At 61.6% G+C, this 23,407-nt stretch carries 18 protein-coding genes; 13 read left to right on the forward strand and 5 right to left on the reverse strand.

The genetic code is table 11. The features are described 5' to 3' along the window. Window positions 1–39 precede the first annotated feature (39 nt). Window positions 40–924 carry an SMP-30/gluconolactonase/LRE family protein gene (locus TZ53_RS18010; RefSeq protein ID WP_238320072.1) on the reverse strand — a complete coding sequence of 295 codons (885 nt, stop codon included), beginning with the start codon at window positions 922–924 and terminating at the stop codon, window positions 40–42. A 375-nt stretch (window positions 925–1,299) separates the two neighbouring features. On the opposite strand from TZ53_RS18010, the gene TZ53_RS18015 reads away from it, so the two are divergent. Continuing rightward, window positions 1,300–2,691, forward strand: a complete 1,392-nt coding sequence (locus tag TZ53_RS18015) for a TonB-dependent receptor (protein WP_238320073.1) — start codon at window positions 1,300–1,302, stop codon at window positions 2,689–2,691. Here TZ53_RS18015 and TZ53_RS26255 read toward each other — a convergent pair. Next, the gene (locus TZ53_RS26255) at window positions 2,590–3,600 is read right to left on the reverse strand and encodes an IS30 family transposase (protein WP_046194488.1); all 1,011 of its coding nucleotides are present in this window, start codon (window positions 3,598–3,600) and stop codon (window positions 2,590–2,592) included. The genes TZ53_RS18015 and TZ53_RS26255 overlap by 102 nt on opposite strands. Window positions 3,601–3,704: 104 nt before the next feature. Here TZ53_RS26255 and TZ53_RS18020 point away from each other — a divergent pair, with 104 nt between their 5' ends. From TZ53_RS18020 to TZ53_RS18060, 9 genes are all read left to right on the forward strand, one after another. Beyond that, entirely contained in the window at window positions 3,705–4,742 is a 1,038-nt protein-coding gene (locus TZ53_RS18020) for a TonB-dependent receptor domain-containing protein (RefSeq protein ID WP_238320174.1), read from the forward strand. 117 nt (window positions 4,743–4,859) lie between these two features. Next, window positions 4,860–6,254 (forward strand): phosphotransferase, encoded by a 1,395-nt coding sequence (locus tag TZ53_RS18025; protein ID WP_044662192.1) that lies wholly within the window; start codon window positions 4,860–4,862, stop codon window positions 6,252–6,254. A 296-nt stretch (window positions 6,255–6,550) separates the two neighbouring features. Continuing rightward, window positions 6,551–8,983, forward strand: coding sequence for a TonB-dependent receptor (locus tag TZ53_RS18030; RefSeq protein WP_044662193.1), 2,433 nt, complete (start codon window positions 6,551–6,553; stop codon window positions 8,981–8,983). A gap of 134 nt (window positions 8,984–9,117) precedes the next feature. Further along, the gene (locus TZ53_RS18035; RefSeq protein WP_425281104.1) at window positions 9,118–9,396 is read left to right on the forward strand and encodes a hypothetical protein; all 279 of its coding nucleotides are present in this window, start codon (window positions 9,118–9,120) and stop codon (window positions 9,394–9,396) included. A 281-nt stretch (window positions 9,397–9,677) separates the two neighbouring features. Then, window positions 9,678–11,057, forward strand: a complete 1,380-nt coding sequence (locus tag TZ53_RS18040; protein WP_235600733.1) for a spinster family MFS transporter — start codon at window positions 9,678–9,680, stop codon at window positions 11,055–11,057. 84 nt (window positions 11,058–11,141) lie between these two features. After that, window positions 11,142–12,029, forward strand: a complete 888-nt coding sequence (locus TZ53_RS18045) for a helix-turn-helix domain-containing protein (RefSeq protein ID WP_044662195.1) — start codon at window positions 11,142–11,144, stop codon at window positions 12,027–12,029. 157 nt (window positions 12,030–12,186) lie between these two features. After that, on the forward strand, window positions 12,187–13,602 hold the full coding sequence (locus TZ53_RS18050) for a hypothetical protein (RefSeq protein WP_044662196.1): 1,416 nt from the start codon (window positions 12,187–12,189) through the stop codon (window positions 13,600–13,602). Between the two features lie 8 nt (window positions 13,603–13,610). After that, window positions 13,611–15,068, forward strand: a complete 1,458-nt coding sequence (locus tag TZ53_RS18055) for an acyl-CoA reductase (protein ID WP_044662197.1) — start codon at window positions 13,611–13,613, stop codon at window positions 15,066–15,068. A 14-nt stretch (window positions 15,069–15,082) separates the two neighbouring features. Continuing rightward, the gene (locus tag TZ53_RS18060) at window positions 15,083–16,795 is read left to right on the forward strand and encodes an N-acyl-D-amino-acid deacylase family protein (RefSeq protein ID WP_044663144.1); all 1,713 of its coding nucleotides are present in this window, start codon (window positions 15,083–15,085) and stop codon (window positions 16,793–16,795) included. Here the strand turns inward: TZ53_RS18060 and TZ53_RS18065 are convergent, their stop codons facing one another. From TZ53_RS18065 to TZ53_RS18075, 3 genes are read right to left on the reverse strand one after another with little or no spacing between them, the layout of a single operon-like run. Then, entirely contained in the window at window positions 16,796–17,875 is a 1,080-nt protein-coding gene (locus TZ53_RS18065) for an aldo/keto reductase (protein ID WP_044662198.1), read from the reverse strand. After that, a complete protein-coding gene (locus TZ53_RS18070; protein WP_044662199.1) occupies window positions 17,872–19,284 on the reverse strand; it encodes an acyl-CoA reductase in 1,413 nt (470 codons plus the stop codon). Before TZ53_RS18070 ends, TZ53_RS18065 begins: the two co-directional genes overlap by 4 nt. A gap of 16 nt (window positions 19,285–19,300) precedes the next feature. Continuing rightward, the gene (locus tag TZ53_RS18075; protein ID WP_044662200.1) at window positions 19,301–20,677 is read right to left on the reverse strand and encodes a hypothetical protein; all 1,377 of its coding nucleotides are present in this window, start codon (window positions 20,675–20,677) and stop codon (window positions 19,301–19,303) included. Between the two features lie 219 nt (window positions 20,678–20,896). Here TZ53_RS18075 and TZ53_RS18080 point away from each other — a divergent pair, with 219 nt between their 5' ends. The 3 genes from TZ53_RS18080 to TZ53_RS18090 are packed head-to-tail and all read left to right on the forward strand — an operon-like array spanning window position 20,897 to window position 23,357. Beyond that, window positions 20,897–21,271, forward strand: coding sequence for a limonene-1,2-epoxide hydrolase family protein (locus TZ53_RS18080; RefSeq protein WP_044662201.1), 375 nt, complete (start codon window positions 20,897–20,899; stop codon window positions 21,269–21,271). 12 nt (window positions 21,272–21,283) lie between these two features. Further along, the gene (locus TZ53_RS18085) at window positions 21,284–22,306 is read left to right on the forward strand and encodes an LLM class flavin-dependent oxidoreductase (RefSeq protein WP_044662202.1); all 1,023 of its coding nucleotides are present in this window, start codon (window positions 21,284–21,286) and stop codon (window positions 22,304–22,306) included. Further along, window positions 22,299–23,357: a hypothetical protein gene (locus TZ53_RS18090; protein WP_044662203.1), complete on the forward strand. Its 1,059-nt coding sequence runs from the start codon at window positions 22,299–22,301 to the stop codon at window positions 23,355–23,357. The genes TZ53_RS18085 and TZ53_RS18090 overlap by 8 nt, the downstream gene beginning before the upstream one ends. Window positions 23,358–23,407 lie beyond the last annotated feature (50 nt).

Consider the following 23,407-nt stretch of genomic DNA (forward strand, 5'->3'; position numbering starts at 1 on the left):
CCTGTCGGCGGGCAGGGCGGCGCTGTTGACGATGAGAGCTCAGCCGAATGCGAGGGGCAGGCCGGGGACGTCCCAGTCGATACATATGACCTTGCCGGAACTGCCCAGCGTGACGAAGGCCACCCGCCCGTCCTTGCCGCCAAAGCAGATATTGGTCGTGAGGAAATCGCCCGTTTCGATCTGCTGAGGCGTTCCGCCCTCGGGTGGAAAGATCAATATGGCGCCTTGGCCGGGCGAGGCGCAACAGATACGTCCGGCGCTATCGACGGCCAGGCTGTCGAGAAATTGACCAGGCCCGGCCCGACCGACGATGCTGTGCCCGTCCGGGGTCAGCGACGCCGTCGTGTCGATCATACCGGGCGCTGACAATCGATAGCGCAGCAGATGCGCTTCATAGGTGAGGGCGACGTAGAGGGTGCGTCCATCTGGCGATAGGCCGACGCCATTCGCCCCGTCCAATGGTCCGGCGGCGCGCCGAATTTCCGACCCGTCGGTCTTGGCATAATAAAGCCCACCCCGCATTCGCGCCGCGCCGCGATCCCTGCCGAAATCGGTGAACCAAAATCCGCCCGTTTCGTCAAAGATGAGGTCGTTCGGTCCCCAGAAGGGGGTCGCTTCGGTCGATGCATATAAGGTTTCGAAAGCGCCGCTGGCGGGATCGACGACCTGAATTGTGCCGGGCGGCGTGTCGAGAGGCGTCTCGGCCGGCAGGAGGTCGCCGTTCGGCAGGATCATCTTTTCGAAACCGCCATTGTTGCAGACATAAATCCGCCCGTCGGGACCGATCGCCGCGCCATTGGGACCGCCGCCCAGATCGGCGAGGGTGGTGCGCGCACCGTCCGGGCCAAGGCGGGACAGGCGACCGCCGAGCACCTCCACCAGCAGCAGGCCGCCATCCGGCCGCGCAATCGGTCCCTCAGGCATCAACAGCCCGTTTGCAAAGCAGGTCATCTCGTCCTCTCCCCATATGACCGACGGTATCTGCGGACCGTCCTTATCCTCATATCTGGTGGATATTGGCGTGATCGGACATCGGACCCACCTTTCGACAGGTAATTGAAAGCGCGGATTGGCGTCTAATCCGCCGCACACCCGATCCATCGGGGAAATGCGGAGGGGATGGCGGCATATTGTCCAGACAGATCGGCATATTCAACTGCCAGAAAAGCGCGATCGTCGAGCATTGGCGCGCGGGGCAGGGCGTCAGCTATCCATCGTTGATCTCATGAACAGGACAGGCCGGCGACAGACCGGCTTTCAAAGACAATGGTCATCCTTTGACCGCCAGGGAGAAGAAAAATGAAGATAACCGGTTTCATGCTGCCGATAGGGTTGCTGCTGACGACATCGCAAATGGCATTGGCGCAGTCGTCGAACGCCGCGCCGCAGGAGGGTGCTACCAGCGACATCGTGGTGACGGCGCGCCGCACCGCTGAGAATATTCAGGAGACGCCGGTTTCGGTCGTGGCTTTCGGCGCGGACTCGCTGCGGCAGGCCAATATCCGTGATACGCAGGATTTGCTGGTCAAGACGCCGGGCGTGTTCCTGGCGGGTTCAGGCGGGCGCGAAAACACCAATTTCTCCATCCGGGGTCAGTCCAAGGCGCTGGCCGGCAACAGCGCGCCCGGCGTCATCAGCTATTTCGCGGAAGTGCCGTCTCCTACGGTCGGGTCCAGCATTCCGACCTATGATCTTTCGTCCGTTCAAGTACTCAAGGGACCGCAAGGGACGTTGTTCGGCCGCAACACGACCGGTGGCGCGATCCTCTATTATCCGGCGGCGCCGGACTATAAGCTGGGAGGATATGCCAAGGCGTCCTACGGCAATTACGACGCCCGGTTGCTGGAAGCCGCAGTCAATATACCGCTGACGTCCGACACGTTGGCCATCCGCATCGCCGGTCAGATCCAGAAGCGCGACGGCTGGACGAAGAATATCGGCATCGGCGGCGACCCGGACGATCTTAATTCGCGCGCGATCCGCGGTTCGATCCTGTTCGAGCCGAGCGCCGCGTTCCGCAACACGCTTATTGTCGATTATTATCACAATGACGCGGTCGGCGGCGCATCGGTGCTGACCGATGTGCTGCCCGGTCCCAATGGACTGACGGCGACGGGCACGGCGGCGGCGGCTCTGGCGCAGTTGGCATTGCAGCGCGCGCGCGGGCCGCGCGTGATCAATTCGGACGTCGATGCGTTCGAAAAGGTCGAGCGTTTCGGTATTACCAACCGGACGGAGTTCGATCTGTCCGATGACATCACCTTCATCAATATCTTCGGTTATCGGCGCACCAAGATCGATTATTATTCCAGTGTCGATGGACTGCCCACCTTGATCGCTGATGGAAGCGGCGCGATCCCTGCCGGGCTTCCGGTGACGATCGTGGGTGGGCGCCAGACATCCGACGTCCGGCAGATCAGCGACGAAGTGCAATTGAAGGGATCGGCACTCGGCAATCGTCTCGACTGGCTGGTCGGGGCTTTCTACCTGGACAGCAAGCCGCTCGGGCCGTCGGGCACCTATATTCCGGTCTTCACCCTACCCGGTATTACCGATGCTCGCTTCAACTATAGTTTTTACAGGGCGGTTTCAAGTCTGAAGTGCAACACTGGGTTGCAAGTTCATGATTTCGCGACCGAAGACCTCGGCAGGCGTTTCAAAGCCGAGACATTTGCGAGGGCGGTCGTTTAATTGTCGTGCAATTGCATTGAGGTAACCTTGCGAGATCGGCGCCAAATCCAGACCTTTGGGCAGGTACTCACGGATCAGACCGTTGGTATTCTCATTGGTCGGCCGTTGCCAGGGGCTGTGCGGATCGGCGAAATAGACGTCGATCTTCAGTTGCTTGGCCAGCATCTCGTGGCGCGCCATCTCTTTGCCCTGGTCGTAGGTCAGCGTCTTTCTCACGCACGGCGGGACATGACGGAACTTGCGCGTGAAGGCTTCCAAGGTGGCTTCAGCGGTGCAGTCGCGCAGTTTGGTCATCATCAGATAACGGCTCTTGCGCTCAACCAAGGTGCCGACCGCGCTGCGATTTCCGGCACCCTTAATCAGATCGCCCTCCCAATGGCCCGGGATCAGGCGAGCCGCCACTTCAATGGGACGCAGGTGGATCGAGGTCATGTTCTGCAGCTGGCCGCGGCGGTCCTGTCCCCGCGTGCGCGGCATCCTGGCCTTGTGGGCAAAGCGCAGCTGAGCAATCAGCTCGCTGCGCAACTCACCTCGCGGCAAGGCGTAGATGGCGCAATAGATCGTCTCGTGCGAAACGTGGCTGGCAAGATCATCCGGGTTCATCCGTCGCAGTCTGCCCGCAACTTGTTCCGGCGACCACCCCATCGCCATCAAGCCACGCACCCGACTCAGCAGCAACGAGCCGGCCTTGAGCTTGACCGTCCCACGCCGCCGGCGTGCCAGCGTCGCACGCGCTGCGCGCACCGCGTCATAGCTCTTGCCAACCGTGTTTCGCTCAACCTCACGCGTTACCGCCGACGGCGGCCGATTGAGTTGTCGGGCAATTGCCCGACAACTCAATCCCATATTCCGGCTCCGTTGAATCTCGTTGCGTTCGTCCATACTCAACTGGCTGTAGTGATTTCCCATCGGTACACCCTATCAAATTCGGGTGTTGCACTTCAGGTTAGAGCGCGCCCAGCGAAAAGAGCCGGGCGCTGTTCGGCAATGTCAATTATGAAATCGCCGACGGCCTGCACGTCAATCTGGGCGTACGTCACACCTGGGACAAGATCGAGGCCTGCGTTGGCGGCGGCCTGAGCAATCAGCCTGTCGTTTCACCCGAAGAATGCGCGGACGGCGCGGCAACGATCCGCAATTCGAGCGTCAACAAGACCTCGTCCAAGGCGCTGACCTGGCAACTGGGCGTCGACTGGAAGGCGTCGGATGCGATCTTCCTCTATGCGATCACGCGCCGGGGCTATCGCGCTGGTGGCATTAACAGCCCGACGCTGGCCGGGCGGCTGGCGCCCTTCCAGTCCTTCGCCCCGGAAAAGGTGACGGATGTGGAGGTCGGTATCCGGTCCGACTTCACCGTGGGCGACGTCAAGCTGCAGTTCAACGCATCACCCTTTGTCGGCTGGTATAATAATGTGCAGGTGCCGATTTCGGGCCTCAACACCCAGGCGAGTTGCAGCACGATCACGCCGGGCGGGACCAATCCGCCAAAATCACCGGACGGCGATTGCGACGCCAGCAACGATCCAAGCGGCGGGACGCTGCTGGTCAACGCCGGCAAGACCCGGGTAGCGGGCATCGACCTTTCGACCCGCATCCAGCCGACATCGACCTTGTCCCTCGACGCCGGTGCGACCTTCCTGGACCTCAAGTCGCGGTCGCTGACGGTGCCTGCGAATCTCCAATCCTATCTTGCAGCGCTCAAGGTGCCGTTCAATCTGGTTGCAAAGACGACGGTCACGGCTGGCGTGCGCTGGACGTTGCCAGTGCCGCCATCCCTGGCGGAAACCGTGTTCAGCCTGGACTATTATCATTCCAGCAAGGTACGCTCTTCCGACCAGGTCCTGCCTGCCTATGACCTGGTCAACGGACGGCTGGACCTGAACGGCGTTGGCGGCAGCAATGCCGACATCAGTTTTTTCGTGCGTAATCTGTTCGATAAGAAATATCTGGCGTCGAGCAATGTCGGATCGGCGGCGCTCGGGATATTCAGTGGATTTTACGGCGCGCCGAGGACCTATGGCGTGGAGGTTCGCTATCGGTTTGGTGATTGAGGGCAGGCATTAAAAACGGTGCGTTAGCCCGATCTTTCCGCAACGGCCGCCCGGCCCATAAAGGCGGATGACGCACCGGCCATAATGGACAGAAAAAGACTATGGAGAGGACCGTCGATGGCGCAGACCGAAGCCGATCAGGATCAGGCCGAAAGCCGCGAACAGCTCAACCGATGGCTTGAGGATGTCCTGGGTTGTTCTGAAGTCGTGCTCGAAAAACAGCGGCGCTGGCGCCCGGTCTGGCGCGCCAGCGCGCAGCAAAATGGTGTGAAGCGCGACTTTCTGCTCAAGGGCGACCGCACCTGGCCGACCCATCCCTATCCGCTTGTGTATGAAATGCGCATGCAGCGCGCACTGTATGAAAATGGCATTCCCATCCCCGCCATATTGGGCATGTGCGACCAACCCAACACCATCGTGATGGAATGGATAGAAGGCGGCCGGGATCCCGGCCTGGTTCAGCAGGCGATCGAAAGCGCGTCGGTGATGACCGAGGATCGGTGGGCCGCATCGCTACGCTATATGGAGATATTGGCTGACATCCACAGCCTGCCAAGTCAGGCTTTCATTGAAGGGGGAGCCCATTTGCCGCAGGGTGCGCGCGAGATCGCCCTGCATAATTTCGAACGCTTTCATGCCATGACGGTCGAGCAGGGCATCACTGATCCGCTGCTGGAATTTTGCGCGCGATGGCTGCGCCGAAACTATCCCCGACATCGGGAATCCATCTCCTTCGTCACGGGCGATTGCGGCCAGTTCCTTTCGGACGGTGCCCAGGTTACCGGCATATTGGATGTGGAAATCGGTCATCTAGGCGATCCCATGCGCGACCTCGCGTGCTTCCGGGGGCGCCACCCGATCGAGAATATGGGCGACGTCGCCGCTCTGTTCCGTCACTATGAAACGGCGATCGGCGTACCGCTCGATTTTGACGCGATCGCCTATCACACCGTGTCCTTCCTCGCTGAAGCCATTTACGGCCCCCTGTTCGGGATGCACGAAAAGGGGCGCGGCGGCGATTGGGTCGAGGCAGCGGTACAGGTGTCGATGATCGGACGGCGATGTATGGAGGCGTTGGCCGAGATATTGGGCGTGGCGCTCGACGACATTGCGCTTCCGCCGCCCGCCGCCGTCGACCAGAATGATCTGGCACTTCATAAATTGCAGGCGGAGATCGAACGTCTGCCGGAAAGCGGATCGCTACAGGGCTGGCAACGTAATATCCTTGCCTCGATCCCTCACTATCTGCGGAACCAGCTGCGCTATCGCGATTGGCTGCGGGAAGAGGATGGCAAAGACATCGAGGCGCTGCTGGGTACGGCCTATGCCGATGCCGCCGCGGGTGAGGCCGCATTGATGCGCTTCATCGAAAAGAGCACGCCTGCCGACCATGCCGCCCTGACGCGCTTCTTTCACCGGCGGATGCTGCGACAATGCCTGGTGATCGCAGGTCCCGATGCGCCTGCCGATCATCTTGTTCTGGTGCCCATGGAGCCCTTGCTACGGGGGTAAGTGCGTGGGCCTCTGGGTCAGGATACCTATCCCACGGTATGTGTCTTAAGCGTATGAAGCGATAAAATTCGGAGGATGGAATAACCGCCGACGGCGAAACAGGAAAGTACTTAATATACTGCCCAATATCGCACTGATCTAGTTTTCAAGATCATATTCGCGGCCTTAGATCGTTGATATAATATAAGTATATAATATTTCTTCTCTTAGTACCATTAGTATAAATGCATAAAAATAATAATAAATATGGTAATTAAATTCCGTTATTTAATAATATTAATAGTGGAGGGGATGAAATGGTTAAAATATTCCGCGCAATCCTGATGGCCGGCACGGTATTGGGTGTCGGTGGTGCAGGCGTAAGCCACGCGGCAGAAGCGGTCGAGCAAAGTGCGAGCGGTGATGACAATAGCGGTGTGCGCGACATCATCGTGACGGCTCGCCGCACGTCGGAAAATCTTCAGACGGTTCCCGTTGCCGTCACGGCGCTCGATCCGACTGCGCTGCTTGAACGGCAGATTGTCGAAGTGGCGGATGTGGGCCGGGCGGCGCCGGGTTTGTCGGTGCAATCCGGTGGCACCGGCAACGCATCGCTCATATATCTCGCCATCCGTGGCAATGCGCAGAATAGCCCTAACTCATTTTCCGATCCTGCGGTCGGCATCTATGTCGATGGCGTCTATTATGGGCGACCTATCGCCGGGAATCTCGGGCTTCTCGATCTGGCTTCGGTCGAGGTCTTGCGCGGAACCCAGGGAACCTTGTTCGGACGCAACACGACGGGTGGCGCCCTCAACATGACAACTGTGCAGCCGGACGGAAATTTCGGCGGCTATGTCACCGGACGTATCGGTAACTATGAAAGCTGGTCCATCGAATCCGCGCTGACCTTGCCGATTTCGGGCGATGAATTGTCCTTGCGCCTGGCTGGCCGCTATGGCGAGAGGGGTAAGGGTTTTGGCGACAACCCGATAAGAGGGGTCGATGCGGCCCGTATCGATCACGACATCGCGGGTCGTGCCACGCTGAACTGGGAGCCGTCTGCGATCCCGATGACCGTATCCCTGTCGGCCGACTATGCCAATATCAAGGATACGTACAATAATGTCGCTCTACGCGGTATCAACCCGACCGGACCGGCGCTGGCACTATATTCCCGTCAATTCGACATTGCCAGCTTCCTCCAGAGCAAGAGCCAATTCTACAGAACATATAATGATCCAAACACGGGCAATGCCAACATCGATACGCCATATAATTATAACAAGACGTGGGGTGTCCGTGCGACCATCGAATATGATCTGGGCGACGTTAAGATCAAATCGATAACGGCCTATCGCGAGGCGGATACCGGGGATGGTACCGATCTTGACGGCACGCCCGCCAAGATCGCATCTTATGCGAGCGACTATTCGCAAAATCAGCGTAGCGAGGAACTGCAATTCTCCGGTAACCTGGGGAAACTGGAGTTCATTTTCGGCGGTTTCTATTTCAAGGAAACGGGCGATGAGCAGTCCCAGTCGCTCGTCTTCCAGGATACCGACTTCGGTTTCAACCTGGCCCCGGCCAATACCAACCTGGCCACATACAAGTCGGAATCGAAGGCCTTGTTCGTCCAAGTCAACTACAGCCTGACCGAACGGCTGCGCGTGACCGGCGGATTCCGCTATACCTGGGACAAGCGTTCGATCAACCGCATGGGCTATATCGGAGGGATTCCGGGCTTTTCCGGTTCGTTCGTCTCCAACGGCCGACTGATCACGTTGCCCGCTACGGGGCTATGCGCCGTGGGTGCTAATGCAAATCTGGTCGCCCCCGGTCCGGATTGCACGGATCCTGTGACGGCCAAATTTGATTATCCCGCCTGGCTTGCCAGCATCGACTACGAACTGGGAGACGGCAAGCTCATCTATGCAAAGACGGGTGGCGCGGCACTGGCCGGCGGTCTCAATTCGCGTCCGACCCCGCCCGATGCGAGTTCCTTTGCGCCGGAAAAGGTGAAGGATGCCGAGATCGGCTTCAAGGGCGACTTTTTCGATCGGCATCTGCGAACTAATTTTGCTGGATTCTACATTTGGCGCAACGGCGCCCAGAATGTCGTCAATGCCCTGGTTGGCGCTAATCTGACCCAGTTCGTTCAGAATGCAGGCGATGTGAAGGCCTATGGCCTTGAATTTGAAGGTACGCTCATTCCGTGGCAGGGCATGGAATTGAGCGGCGCCTTGTCCTGGCTTAAGGCGAAATATGCTGCGGGATCATTCACTGCGGCGGGCCTGGGCGGTCCGGTAGATCGTAGCGGTGAGGTCGTTCCGCGCGCGCCGCGCTGGACCTGGAACATCGGCGCGACGCAGCGTTTCCCGGTCAAAGGCGGCGAAATTGCGCTGCATGCCGACTATGCCTACACTTCTGCCGTTTATCAGGACTATGCCACTGCGGATTTGACGACACCGGCGCTCAACGATGGTGTGAACGATGCGGCGGAGCGTGCGGCGGCTATCAGCTTCATCGATACGCAGAACAGCTTCAGTCGGCTCAAGGCCTATGGCGTGCTGAACGGAAGCCTGAATTTCAAGCTCGACGGCGGAATGGAGTTCACCCTTTGGGGGCGCAACCTGACGCAGGCAAAATATTATAACGCCATATTCAACGGTTATGGCACCTTCGGCACCGCGATCGGCTTTACCGCAGCGCCGCGCACATGGGGCGCAACGGTTTCCTATCGCTTCTGACACAGGGGATGGGTGAGGTGGCGTCGTCCACTTCACCCATGGGCCTGACCCGGCCTGTTTGAACGATCCTATCTTTCGTCAGGGGTTGCGTCGCTGATTTGCTGCATAACTGCCTAGTCGAGAGACGGGCAGTTATGCCGTATTTCAAGGTCCAGGGTCGAAAAATGGATATCAGTCAATCGGTAGAGAGCGGCGACAAGGCTATGATCATATTGCAGAGCCTGGTCTGCTATTTGCGTGAAAAGAACATTCTTTCACGATGCGATATCGAGGAATTGTGCGAGCGCGTCGAGGCGCGCGAAAAGGAATTTCCCTGCGATCAACAGCAGGCTGCGGCAGCAGCGAAGGATATGCGCGACCTGGGCGAATATTGCGGGAAGCGATATGGCGGGAAACGGCGTCGCTGCCTGTAAGACACTGCTCGACAGGGTCATGATGGGGTGCTGCGTTACGCGATTTTACCAAACGGCGGCCCGCAGACTGAAATAGCGGGCTGGGGGCTGCGATCATCGTCAATCGCCCGCTTTGCCTGTGTTTGTTGTGCAATATTCGGGGAATAGACGGGGGAGGCATAGGGGAAGGAATATGTCTCCTGCGCGACATCTGTCGTCCCGGCGATAGTTGTGGCGGGGGCATGGGATGCGCTGTTGGCATAGCCTTCGTCACAGTCGATAAAAATGAAATAGGATGAGTGATGCACAATCCGTCAATAGTGGATGCAGGTCCGCAACCGATACCGGACGACGCATCGCTTTCCGCCGACGGGCGATCGTTGCTATCGTGGACAATTGTCGCGCTGTTTCTGCTCAATTGCCTCAATTATATAGATCGACTGCTCTTCTCGGTCGCCCAGGAAATGATCAAGGTCGATCTCCATCTCAGCGATTTTCAGCTCGGCCTGATTGGTGGACCCGCATTCGCCATACTCTACACGGTCTTCAGTTTCCCGATCGCGCGCGCGGCGGACCGCGGTCGCCGGGTGGGGATCATCGCCATTTCGCTGACATTGTGGAGCGCCATGACGGCCTTTTGCGGAATTGCAGCCAATTTCGTCCAGATGCTCGTCGGGCGAGCCGCCGTCAGCATTGGCGAGGCGGGATGCACGCCGGCCTCGCATTCGCTCATCTCCGACGCATTCCCCGCGCAACGTCGAACGACCGCCATCGCCATCTTCGCGGTCGCCGGCCCCTTCGGCGCCATCGTCGCAGCGGTGGGCGGGGGCGCTTTGATCGCCGCTTATGGTTGGCGCACGGCTTTCCTCATTTGCGGAATGGCCGGCATCGTCATGGCTCTGCTGTTCCGCGCCACCGTGCCGGAACCGCCGCGCAGCCAGCCCCGATCGCATCATGCCGCGTCTTTCATCGCCACCGTCCGCCAGTTGCTGGCCCGGCGCAGCTTTGCTCTGGTGGCCGTCGCGGGGGGCGTGGCCGGGATCGGCAGCTATGCCAATCAACAATATATGGTATCTTTTCTCATGCGCGGGCACGGCCTGTCCCTGGCCAATGCGTCAGCGCTGATGGGGCTTGTGATCGGTGGCGTCGGCATCGTCTTCACGCTGTTGGGCGGCCCGATGATGGACCTGGGTGCGCGTCGCTACCCGCGAATCAAGGCATGGCTGCCCTCCTTCGGCTTGCTCTGGTGCGGCGCGCTATATGCCGCCGCTTTTCAAATTCCGACGGTTGGTCTTGCGGTGGCGTTGATGGTGCTCGGATCCATGGGGCAGCATTTCTACATGCCCGCCATGTATGCGCACGGACAGGATGTGGCGCCGCCGCATATGCGCGCCATGGCCTCCGCCGTGATTATCGCTACCAGTTCCATATTGGGCTATGGATTGGGCCCGCCGCTGATCGGTCTTGCTAGCGATATATTGGGGGAAAGTGCGCGGGTGTCGGCAGGCCTCAGCCTGGCCGAATGCGCCAAGCAGGCCGTCGCGGCCTGCGAGGCGGCAAGCGCACAGGGGCTGCGCCTGTCGCTCAGCCTGGGATCCTGCTTCTTCATCCTGGCCGCCGGCCTGTTTGCATTGGCAAGCCGATGGGTGGTCGCCGATGTGCATGATCATGATCGGCACTGACTTGCCATTCGCGATCTACAGGGAAATAATGGTCCTGCGCTTTAGGATCGAGCCAAGATTCGATCGATGGCGAGGAGGTTGAGGATGCGACATGAAGCCGACCTTGGTCTGCCGCTCTGTGCCCCGCACACTGCGTCGCATTTCCATGTCGAACGGCGGTTCCATACGAACGGCATTTTCGCTGATATCCGTCACTTCGGCTGGACCCAGAGCAGCCGATCGGTTTTTCAACCTGATTCCTACTATCTGGATTTTTCCATCGGCCCGCGCTGCCCCACTGCTCGTTTCTTCAACAACGAACGCCAACTGGCAGATCCGCCAGGCGATGTCGTCTTCCTGCCCAAGGGTGGTGCATTTGCGACCCTGAGCGAACCGGGCGAACACAGCCTGCTGTGTCTGACATTTGAAAACGACCGGGCGATGCAACTGTTCGAGGATGACAGCGTCGCCGATCTGGCTGCATGTCAGGATGTTCAGATCGGTCGGGTGCGTCAGGGGCTTGCCCGTTTGGTGGAGGAATTGCGCAATCCAGGCTTTGGACAGGATATATTGCTCGAAAGCATGGCGTTGATGCTCGTCGTCGAACTGTGCCGGCATTTTCGCCAAGCCCAATATGATGACCGCAGCGCACATGGACAGATGCCCGGCTGGCGCTTGCGTCGCATCAAGGATAAAATAGAGGCCGATCTGGCCGAAATGCTTTCGGTGGCCGATCTGGCCGCCGAAATCCGCACCAGCCCGCGTCACTTGATCCGGACTTTCCGGGCCACCACTGGCATCACTTTGACCGACTATATCGCCAGCCGCCGGATCGCGCGTGCGCAAGACCTGCTTATCCGTGACGAGGCGATGATCAAGGTGATCGCCGGCAAATGCGGCTTCCAAAGCGCTGCCGCTTTCTCGGCGGCGTTCCGGAAGGCGACCGGCATGACCCCCCGCGAATTTCGCGAAGAGCGTGGCGCATTGCGCTGAACCAGTTCTGCGTTGGATCGCCGATCCGATATGATGTGAAGCATCGCGCTTCATGTCCGCCTGACGATGTTTGGGCGTTCCGGCTGTAGGCATCGGCATTGCGGCGAACGCCTCGCCCCCGCCACAATCCGTCCCATCAAGAAGGACGGATTTTCTTATGAGCAGCTATCTCGATCGACTGATCGCCGATCCCACCAGTTTTCACGATGCGCCCTATGCGCAAGCCTTCACGCTCAGTCGCGAGGAGATCGACCGGCTGCATCTGGACGGCGCTCGCAAGCGCTTTGCCGAATTGCGGCCCGGCCTGTCAGTGCTGGACAAGCTAGCGCGTGAGCAGGGCATCGACGCGATCGAAACGATCGACGATCTGGCGCCGCTTCTGTTTCCGCACACCGTCTACAAATCCTATCCGATCAGCTATCTGGAACGGAGCCGTTTCGACAAGCTGACCAAATGGCTCGCGGGCCTGACGACCAGCGACATTTCCCACGTCGATGCCAGCGGTATCGAGACGATCGACGACTGGATCGACCTGCTCGACGCGCAAACCGACTTGACCGTACAGCATACGTCCGGCACCACCGGCAAGCTGAGCTTCGTCCCTCGCACCAAGAAACAGTGGCGTGAAACCATCGTCCATTCGGGGGTCATCATCCGCGACTGGTGGCCGGACCGGGGTCCGGACATCGTGAAGGACGGGATGCCGATCATCATTCCGGGCTATCGCTACGGCGCTGCCGCGATGCAGCGCGGCAACGGCATCCAGGTCGATCTCTATGCCAAGGGTGAGGAAAATACCCTGTTCCTCTATCCCGACGCCCGGTTCAGTGCAGACATCGCCTCGCTGGGCGGCCGCCTGCGCGCGGCGGAGGCGCGGGGCGAGGCCGGCATGATCGACATTCCGCCGGTCCTGCTGGAACGGCGGGAGGCGCTGCTGGAACTGGAGCGCCGCCGGCCCGACGACCTCAAGCATTTCTTCAGCGAGGCGCAGCGGCGCTTCGGTGGACGCGACGTCTATGTGACGGCGATGTGGGCCATCCTCTACGACTGGGCGGAGGAGGGGCTGAAACGCGGTCTCAAGAACGTCTTCGGCAAGGGCAGCGTGTTGCTGACCGGCGGCGGCAAGAAGGGCAAGGAACTGCCCGACGACTGGCGCGAGCGCGTGATCGAATTTCTGGGTTTCGATACCATCTATGAAATGTACGCCACATCCGAACAGATGGGTCTGTCGATGATGTGCGAGCATGGCCATTATCACATCCCGCCGATCCAGATCCCGTTCCTGCTCGACCCAGCGACCGGCAAGCCCTTGCCGCGCAAGGACGGCCTGACCGGCCGCTTCGCCTCGTTCGACCTGATGCCAAACACCTATTGGGCCGGGCTGGTGACGGGGGATGAGATCACGCTGGCGGGCTGGGAAAAGCCCTGCGCCTGCGGCCGCACCGGGCCACACGTCATTCCGCCGGTACGCCGCTACAGCGAGAAGGAAGGCGGCGATGACCGCATCGTCTGCGCTGGTGCTCCCGAAGCGCACGACCGCGCTCTCGAATTTCTTGCCGAACTGTCGATGTGAGTAGAGCCATGACTGATCCATTCCGCGTGCCCCTGATCATCCGGGGCCAGATTATCGACGATGCCGACATCGACTATGGCGGCCGCCGGGGCGGTGTCAGCTTTTCGGCGCCCGACATCGCCAAGCATGTCGCGCGATTGCCGTTGCGCACGCCTTCAGCCATGGCCGATCTCTATGCACTGAGCTTCGAGGAGATACTCGATTTCCTCGTTGCTTTGGGACAGCGGCTCGATTTCGGTCAGAACCGGCATTTGCAGGAGGCGTTTCGCCTGTCCTGCCTGACCTCCGGTCTGTCGGAGAGCATATTGCGTGTCCATTTCCAACATATCGGCGCGGCTTTCGATCGGACCGAAATGCGGCGGATGATGGAACGCTCCTGCGGCGTCGACTATCTGGAAGGCTGGGTGGATCAGGGGGCTGGCAGATTTCCGGGTCTGACCGCCCGCACGCGCGCCTTCGGTGCGCGGACCGTGCACGTCATTGCCGGCAATGCGCCGATCGTGTCAATCCTGACGGTGATCCGCAATGCGCTGACCCGGTCCGACGCGATCATCAAGCTGCCGTCCAACGATCCGCTGACGGCCGCCGCGCTGGTGCGCACCATGGTCGAGATGGACCCCGACCATCCGCTGTCGAAACATGTCTCCGTCGCCTATTGGAAAGGCGGCGACGATCAGGTGGAGTCGGCAATCTACGATCCGCGCGGCGTCGAGAAGATCGTTGCCTGGGGCGGGTTCGATTCGGTCAAGCATATCACGCGCTATCTGCAACCGGGCATCGACCTCATCACCCAGGACCCCAAGCTGTCGGGGACGATCATCGGTCGCGAAGCCTTCGCCGACGAGGAGACGCTGGAGCAGGTGGCGCGCCGTCTGGCGCTCGATATCGGCGCGCAAAATCAGGAAGGCTGCGTGTCCGCACGCGTCATCTATGTCGAATGCGGCACGGACGAAGCCGGGCTGGAGCGTGCCAATCGGCTGGGGCAGATGACCTTCGACGCTCTCCAGCGCCTGCCCGATCATCTGAGCACGCCGCACAAGGCGTTTGACGGTGCGCTCAAGGCCGAGATCGACGGCATCCGCCTCAACGACGAGGATTATCGCATCTTCGGCGGCCGCACCAACGAAGGCGCGGTGATCGTGAGCCAGGAAGAATATCCGGTCGATTTTTCGCGCACGCTCGCCTGCCGGGTGGGCAATATCGTGCCCATCGACAGCCGGGAAACGGCCGTCAGCGCGGTCAACGCCTATACCCAGACGATCGGCATCTTTCCCGAAAGTCTCAAGGACGAGCTGCGCGACCGCCTCGCCTTTCAGGGCGCGCAGCGGATCGTATCGCTGGGCGGGGCTGCGACGATGCAGCATAATATGGAAAGGCAGGACGCGATCGAGCCGGTCCGCCGCATGGTGAAGTGGGTCACGGAAGAACAGGCATCGGGCGAGATGCTGGCTGCGCTGGCAGGCTGAGGAGAGCCATGGACATGATAGAAGCTGATCTGGTGATCCGGGGCGGTACGATCGTCGACGGGCAGGGCGGCGATCCGTTCGAGGCGGACATCGCCATCGTTGATGGAGGTATCGCGAAGATCGGCGCTGACGTCGGGCAGGGGCGAGAGGAGATCGACGCCCGCGACCTCCTCGTCACGCCCGGCTTCGTCGATGTTCATACCCATTATGACGGACAGGTCACATGGTCGGACAGTCTGGTGCCGTCCACCGACCATGGTGTCACCACCGTCGTTATCGGCAATTGCGGTGTCGGCTTCGCGCCGTGCCGGCCGGAGGATCGCGAGGCGCTGGTCAATGTCATGGAGGGGGTGGAGGACATTCCCGAAGCAGTGATGGCCAAGGGCCTGCCCTGGAACTGGGAGAGCTTCCCAGACTATCTGAAATCACTGGAAGCGCGCGCATGGGACGCCGATGTCGGCGCCTATATTCCCCATTCGCCCCTGCGGGTCTATGCGATGGGCCAGCGCGGACTGGACCGTGAGCCGGCGACCGCAGCGGATGTCGCGCGGATGGCGCAACTGGTGGCGGAGGGAATGGCGGCCGGCGCGCTTGGTTTCGCCACATCCCGTTCGCTGGTACACCGGCGCGGTGACGGCGCGTTCATCCCGTCCTTTCAAGCGGACAGCGACGAACTGGTGGCGATCGCCCGATCGGTGGGTGATGCGGGGCGCGGCGTGCTGCAGATGATCCCCAATCTCGATACCGCCGACTGGGCCAGCGATCTCGACCTCATGAAGCGCATGACCAGCGCGTCGGGGCGCCCGCTGACCTATTCGCTCGCCCAATGGTCGACCGATCCGCAGGGTTGGCGGCGCACCATGGATGCGCTCGCCGAACATAATCGCAGCGGTGCGGCGCCAGTGCTGGCGCAGGTGTTCCCCCGGCCGATGGGCGCAATGTGCGGCCTGTCGACATCGGCCAACGCGTTCAGCCATTGTGCGAGCTATCGCGCGATCGCGGACCGGCCGTTGGCGGAAAAGGTCGCCATCATGCGCGATCCCGCCTTTCGCGAGCGACTGATCGCGGAGGAGCCGGACGAGACGCCGACGCCGCTGCATCGCTTGTTGCGGACCTGGGACAATATCTATCGGCTCGGAGCCGAGCCCGATTATGAACCGTCACCAGACCAGAGCATCGCCGCGCTGGCCGGACAGCGGGGCGTCAGCCCGGTCGAACTAGTCTATGATCTGATGCTGGAGCAGGATGGGCAGGCGCTGATCCTGATGCCCTTTTCCAACTATGCGGAAAAGTCGCTAAACCCTGCCCTGGCCATGATGCGCGATCCCTACAGCATCGTGGGACTGGGCGACGGTGGCGCGCATTATGGCATCATCTGCGATGCCAGCTATCCGACGACGATGCTGGCCTACTGGACCCGCGATCGGGCTGGCGAGCAACTAACGATCCCGGCGGCGGTCAAGGCTCTGAGCGCGGACAATGCTGATTTTCTGGGGCTGCGGGACCGGGGGCGGCTGAAACCGGGGCTGAAGGCCGACATCAACCTGATCGATCATGGTGCGCTGCGCCTGCATGCCCCCCATGTCGTGCATGACCTGCCCGGCGGCGGGCGTCGCCTGGCGCAGCTCGCCACCGGCTATCGCGCCACGATGGTCAGCGGCGTGATAACCCGGAGGGACGGCGCCGACACCGGCGCGCGTCCCGGAAGGCTGATCCGCGCCGCCTGATCAGGCGCGCGGCCGGATATTCGTGCCGCCCGTCAGTCCATGGCGAATGAAGGGTGAGGCAAGGAAATCATGCGGAAAGCCGAGCGGCGTGCGGCTCACCGCATCCAGCCGTTCCAGTTGCGCTGGCTCCAGCGTGACGCCAAGCGCGGCGACATTATCTGTATATTGCCGCATCGTCCGTGCGCCCAGCAGCGGCGATATGACCGCCGGATTGGCCAGGGTCCAGGCGATCGCCACTTGCGCCGAAGTGACGCCCATCTCGTCGGCGACGGCCTTCACCGCATCCGCGATGGCCACCACGCGCGCATCGACGCGGCCCCCTGCTTCGAGCAGGAAGCCACGGCCGCCCGTTTCGCCCGCATGCGCGCTGCCGCCCGTCGCATATTTGCCCGACAACATGCCGCTCGCCAGCGGCGACCAGGGCATGACGCCGATACCCAGCGCCTTGGCGGCGGGGATAAGGTCACGCTCGGCCGTGCGCTCCACCAGATTATATTCGGATTGCAAAGCCACCAACTGGCTCCAGCCACGCAATTCTGCCATGGTCTGCAACCGGGCCATTTGCCAGGCAGGGGTGTCCGACAGGCCAAGATAGAGGATTTTGCCCTGCCTCACCAAGTCGTCGAACGCGCGCAAAATCTCGTCCGCAGGCGTCATATCGTCCCAGACATGGAGGAAGAACAGGTCGATCCGGTCCGTCTTCAGTCGCTTGAGGCTCGTTTCCACCGTCTGCACCATGTTGCGGCGGCTGTTGCCAGCGGCATTGGGATCGCCGACTGAGCGGGTCAGCGAATATTTGGTGGAAAGAACCAGCCGTTCGCGCTTCGCCTCCGCGAACTTGCCCGTCAATATCTCCGACGCGCCATCGGCATAATAGCCAGCCGTGTCGATGAAGTTGCCGCCCTGATCGACATAGCTGTCGAAGATCCGGCGGGATTCCTGCTCGCCCGCGCCCCATTCCTCGCCAAAGGTCATGGTTCCCAGCGCCAGCGGAGAAACGCGTAGGCCCGAGCGGCCGAGCAGGCGATAGCTGTCGAGCGACAGCGCCTGAATAGTCGTCTGTGTCATGATCTGGTTCAATCTTTCGCTGCTTCGGTGACGACCCAGTGCATCATCTTGTGCACTGGCCATCCCCCATCGTGCGGCAGGCCGCCGAATTTTCCGGTGTTGATGTTGCCGAGACCGACGATGCGCTGGGCGCCCGCCGAAGAAAGCCCATCGCGCACCTCGGCAATGCGGGAGGGGGGATAGACGCCGACCGACTGGGTCGCGACGGTGACATACTGGATCGCGTCCGCAAGCCGATCGACGGTGACGACATTGACGAGCTTGCCGCCCGGATTGAACGACACCGGTTCGCTGGAGCGGATGACCATGCCCCGGCCGTCGGGACGTCCGAACAGGCGGTAGATGGGTTCCAGATTGCCCAGCATGTCCAGTTCCTCAATCAGCATGGCGGGTGGCAGCGGGCCGTCGGGCCCCGCGCCGTAGCGGATGTCCCGGCCCATCGCCTCCACCAGCGCTTCGCAATAGCGGTCGACCTGATCGTCCGATCCCTCGATGAACTGGAAGCGTGCGCAGCTGCACGCATCCTGGTTGAAGGCGATGATGTCGGCCGCGCTTCTCTCGCCGATGGTCTCGAGGGGGACGCCCTCAAAGGCTTCGCGACCGATCAGCGAGATGGACACCTTTGGATCGAAGGACATGATCTCGAAGCCCGGCGCGGCATATTGCATGGCATGGCGCACCGCCGCCTCGCCGCCCCAGACGGCGAGCTTGTCGAAATATTGCGAGCGCAGGATGTGATTTTCGATGCTGGCATCGCCGCCGCGCCAGTAAGCGGCGGAAAAGGACCGCGTCACCGGATGGTTGGGGCCGACATCCGCCATCGTCCGCAGCAGGGCGGTCGCCGTAAACATGTCGTTGGACGGCATTTTCAGCAGGTGGACGCCCTTGCTGATCGCCCCTCGGACGATCGTGACCGGCGGCACGATCGGGGCGTTGCCGGCGAGAACATGCACCATGCGCGGCGGGAAGGCGCGGATGTCGAAGGCCGTGCCCTGAATGTCGCGTCGCGCCCATCCATCCAGCAGGTCAAGCGATCCCAGCGACTGTTCGGCCTCCGCCTCGACCGCGTCGCGGGTGAAGAACCAGGCGATGTCGCGGTAGCAATTCTCAAGGATGCGCGCCCCCAGGCTGTTACAGCGCAGATTATAGGCCGCGGCCTCCTGAAGATGGATATTCCGGTCAAAATCGAGCGCCTTGCCGACCTCGACGAGGAAATCCACGATCTCCGCAAGCGGCGTGTCGAAGGCAGGACCGGGCTGGCTGCGTGGCCAGATCAGCGAGTCCAGATCGATCGACGGGGTCATGACCGTCGAGCCGCTGGCCCGCGAACGATGCTCCACGGCGGCGTCGAGTTGAACCACGCCCTTTATCACATGGGGAACGAGCAGCCGATCATTATCAGCGATAATTTCATGCAGCATGTCTGCCTCCTGTCGTTCAGGCCGCGACCGGCTGGGGCGCGGTGATCGATCCGCGCACGTAGGAATCGATCGATCCGGCGCAGCTGAGCTTGTCCTCGCCCTCCTCCAGATCGGCGTAGCGTGCGATGGCATGGACGACCGGCGTCTTCACGCCTTCCAGGCCGGAGCCGAATTCCACCTGCACCTTGTCGCCGGAGATGATGCCGCCCCACCGGCCGTCCGCCAATATGTCGAAGAATGCCATGCGGCCTTCCACCCGGCCCGTATCCTTGGTCGTGCCCAGCAGCGTTTCGCCAGGCTTGTCGAGGATGAGGGGGATGATCCATGGCGGCACCGCATAGGATTCGGTCGGCTGGATCTTGGCGCAGAAGCCGCTCATTTCGACCATGGCATAGGAACTGGTGATGCGGTCCGGCGTGACGCCGAAAAAGCCCATAATCTGTTCCTTATAGTCGGCTGGGACCGCTGCCCCCTTGGTGCCTCCGCCAAAGCTCATCAGCGTGTCGGGATGGAAATCGCCATCCTTGATCCCGCGCGCGCGCAGGGCCTGCACGATCTGCCAGGCGACGCCATACATGACGCCGATATAGAGCGGGCGATCCCGGCGGCTGACAAGCAGGTCCATCCATGCGTCGAACTCGCCCGCCCGCGCCTGCTGGCGGGCCTCGACCTCCGCCTCGTAGGCGGCGATCTCACCGGGACCGACCTTGCCGGCCGCCAGCAGGCGGCGCAGCTGCGCGGGACGCATGGCGTCGAAGGCGCGCATCGGATAGTCGCTCAGGCGATGAAATTCGCCGGGCGCTGCCCAGCGCGGGAAATGGACGTTGCAGAAGTCGATCATCTTGTGGGTGCCGCGCGGCGGCATCATGGTGAAGACCGAGCGGCCATGATCGGGGACATAGGCCGGTGTCGACAGGTCGGCCGCTGCCAGACAAGCGGCGAGTGACAGGTCGCGGTCCTGCGTCGACTGGTTGAGGAAAGAGGATTTGCCCAACGTCCCGCTCGACGCGAAGACATGGTGGCCCGCCGCCCTGGCGCGATCCAGCCATTCGTCGATGTCGCGCACATCCGCAACGTCGATATTGTCGGTGGCATGGCTGCTCAGCGTACCGAGCCATATGTTCATATGCTTCCACTGGCCATTGTCGACGAACGCTTCAGGATAGCTCTTATAATTGGTGTGGGCGAACAGGAGCGGGACGAGATCGGCCAGGCTGTCGATGCTGTCGATACCGGCTTCCTTCGCCCGCTTGTCGAGCACCCTGATCTGCTGGCGGCGCTCCGCAAAGCGCTCCCGCGCCGCTTCCAGTTGCAGTTCGGCCAGATTGTCCGGGGCATTCCGGAACGGATCCGGTGATCGGGCAAGGGTGATCAGTTCGTCGACGGCGCTCATCAATGAAAACTCCTCTCAGCTTTGCCGCGGAGTATAGGCAACGCCCGATATTTGGCCGCTCGATTCGCTGTTATGGGGAGGACATACTATTCTCAGCATGACCTTTCCGCCCGATGGCGTGCCGATCCCTCCATCAAAATCCAATGGCTATCTTTCGGCAGGGTAGAAGGCGGCCGCCCCGCGCCATGATGCCGGCGCAACACAGGAGCAGGGGGTGACATGCCCGGTCCACTGGACGAAGCATTGGCGTTTTTTCGGGAAAGCAGCGGCTCGCGCGACGACATGCTGTCCGCCATGGAGCGCCGGTTTACGGCGGATACCCGTTGGGAAAATGTCGGCGTGGCGACGACTGTCGGGATCGATCAGGCGCGGCAGTTCGTCGAGGGCTTTCTGGGCCGGATTCCTTTCGAACGCTGCGCGGTCGTCGTCCATCATGCGGCGGCCGCCGGCAATGTGGTCCTGACCGAGCGCAGCGATATTTTCTACGGACCGGACGGGCAGGAAATGCTTTCGCTGCGGCTGATGGGCGCGCTGGAAATGGACGGCCCCCATATCGTCGCCTGGCGCGACTATTTCGACACAAGCGGCTTTTAGAGGGGGATGGGGATGACCGATCGCAAGGCTGTCTGGGCGCAGATCGTCCCGATGCCGGGCGCCGATCTGTCGGCGCTGGCGCAGAGCTACGAAGCGGCGGGCGTGGAAGGGGTGTGGGCGCCCCAGATTTTCGGCGCGCCCTTTACGACGCTGGCCGCCGTCGCGCCGGCCACGCAGCGCATCAAGCTGGGGACCGGCATCGCGCTGGCGTTCGTGCGCAGTCCGCTGGAAACCGCTTGCAGCGCCATCGACCTGGACCTCATTAGCAACGGCCGGGTGGTGCTGGGGCTGGGATCCAGCGCGCAGAGCCAGATCGAGGGATCGTTCGGCAGCGCCTATGGCAAGCCGCTCGCCCATATGCGCGAGATCGTGGGCATGATCCGCGCCATCGTCGCACGCGGGCATACGGGCGAACTCACCGAACTGGCGGGCGACTATCATCGTCTCGACCTTTCGCACTTCCGCCTGCTGCACAAGCCGGTGCGCAGCGACATTCCCATCGTCCTGCCGGCGGTGTTTCAGAAGGCCTGCGCGCAGGCGGCGGAAATTGCCGACGGGCTGCTCGGGCACCCGCTGTGGAACGATGCCTGGATCGAGCGGGAAGTGGCAGCCCAGATCAAGGCCGGGCTGGATCGGGCCGGGCGGGCGCGCAAGGGCTTCTCGCTCAATATTTCGATATTCACGGCGATTTCCGACGACAGGCGCGAGGCGATTGAGGATTGCCGAGGGACCGTGGCCTATTACAGCCAGTCACCCCAATATCTGCGCTATTTCGAGGAAATCGGTTTCGGCCGCGAGGCATCGGCGATCCAGGCCGCCTTCGCGCAGGGCGACATGGCGGGTATGGCGGCGGCCTGCTCCGACGAAATGGTGGAAAGCATCGCCGTGGTTGGAACGGTTGATGAGGTGCGCAGCCGGGTCGCGCGGCGCGCCGCCCTGGCCGACGCGATTACGCCGGTGATCCCCCATTATGGCCTGTCGCCCGAAAAAAGCGCGATCTACACGCAGCGCATCGCGGAGGCATTTTATGGCTGATCCCGCCGCTGTCGCGGCCATGGCGGGGGACGGGCTCTACAACCGCCATTCGGGTCTGCAACAGGCCAATCTGCAATCCGCGCTTGCCCTGCTGGAGGCGGCGGCGCGGGCCATTGCGGACGGTTCTGTCGGTCCCGTCACCATTGTCGATTATGGCGCGTCGCAAGGACGCAATTCGATGGCGCCGATGGCGACAGCTATCGATCTGGTTCGCGCGCACGACGCGCGGAGGCCTGTGCAGGTCGTGCATACGGATCTGCCATCGAACGATTTCACCTCGCTGTTCGGCCTGTTGGACCGGGATCCGGCCAGCTATCTGAACGGCCGACAGGGCGTCTTTCCATCCGCGATCGGCCGATCCTATTTCGATGCGATATTGCCGCCCGGCAGCGTCGATCTGGGCTGGTCCTCCAACGCGCTGCACTGGATGAGCCGCAATCCGGTCGACGTCGCGGATCATGGCTGGGCGATTTTCAGTCGGTCCGCGCAGGCGCGTGCTGCCGTCGAGGCGGTGCTGGCGGAGGATTGGCTGGCCTTCCTGAAGGCGCGCGCTGTCGAATTGCGGCCGGGAGGACGCCTGATCTGTCAGTTCATGGGCAGGGGGCCCGACAGCCACGGCTTCGAATGGATGGCCGGAAATTTCTGGCAATCGATCGTCGACATGGAGGGTGAAGGACTGCTCAGCGCCGATGAGACGCTAAGGATGACGGCGCCCTCCGCGGGGCGTTCGCCCGATCAGATACAAGCGCCTTTCGATGCCGGCTTGGTGCCCGAACTGGAACTGGAGCATCTCGCCGCGATCCCGTCCCCTGATCCCTATTGGGATGCTTATCAGCGATCCGGCGATGCGGCCGAACTGGGGCGGCTGTGGGCAGCCATGATGGGTGCGGCCAACGGCCCCAACTTCCTGGCGCGGGTCGATGCGTCCCGTGATCGGGACGCACTGATGGCCAGTCTGGTGCAGCGGGTCGCGGCCCGTGTCGAGGCCGATCCCCAGCGCAGCCGTGCCTACCTACTGATCCTGTCCATCAGGAAGTATGATCTGCGCTGATACCAACGTGCAGCCGCCGCCGGTTATGAATTAAAAAGCGAGAGGAAGCA

Source organism: Sphingobium sp. YBL2, assembly GCF_000943805.1.
Taxonomy (GTDB): domain Bacteria; phylum Pseudomonadota; class Alphaproteobacteria; order Sphingomonadales; family Sphingomonadaceae; genus Sphingobium; species Sphingobium fuliginis.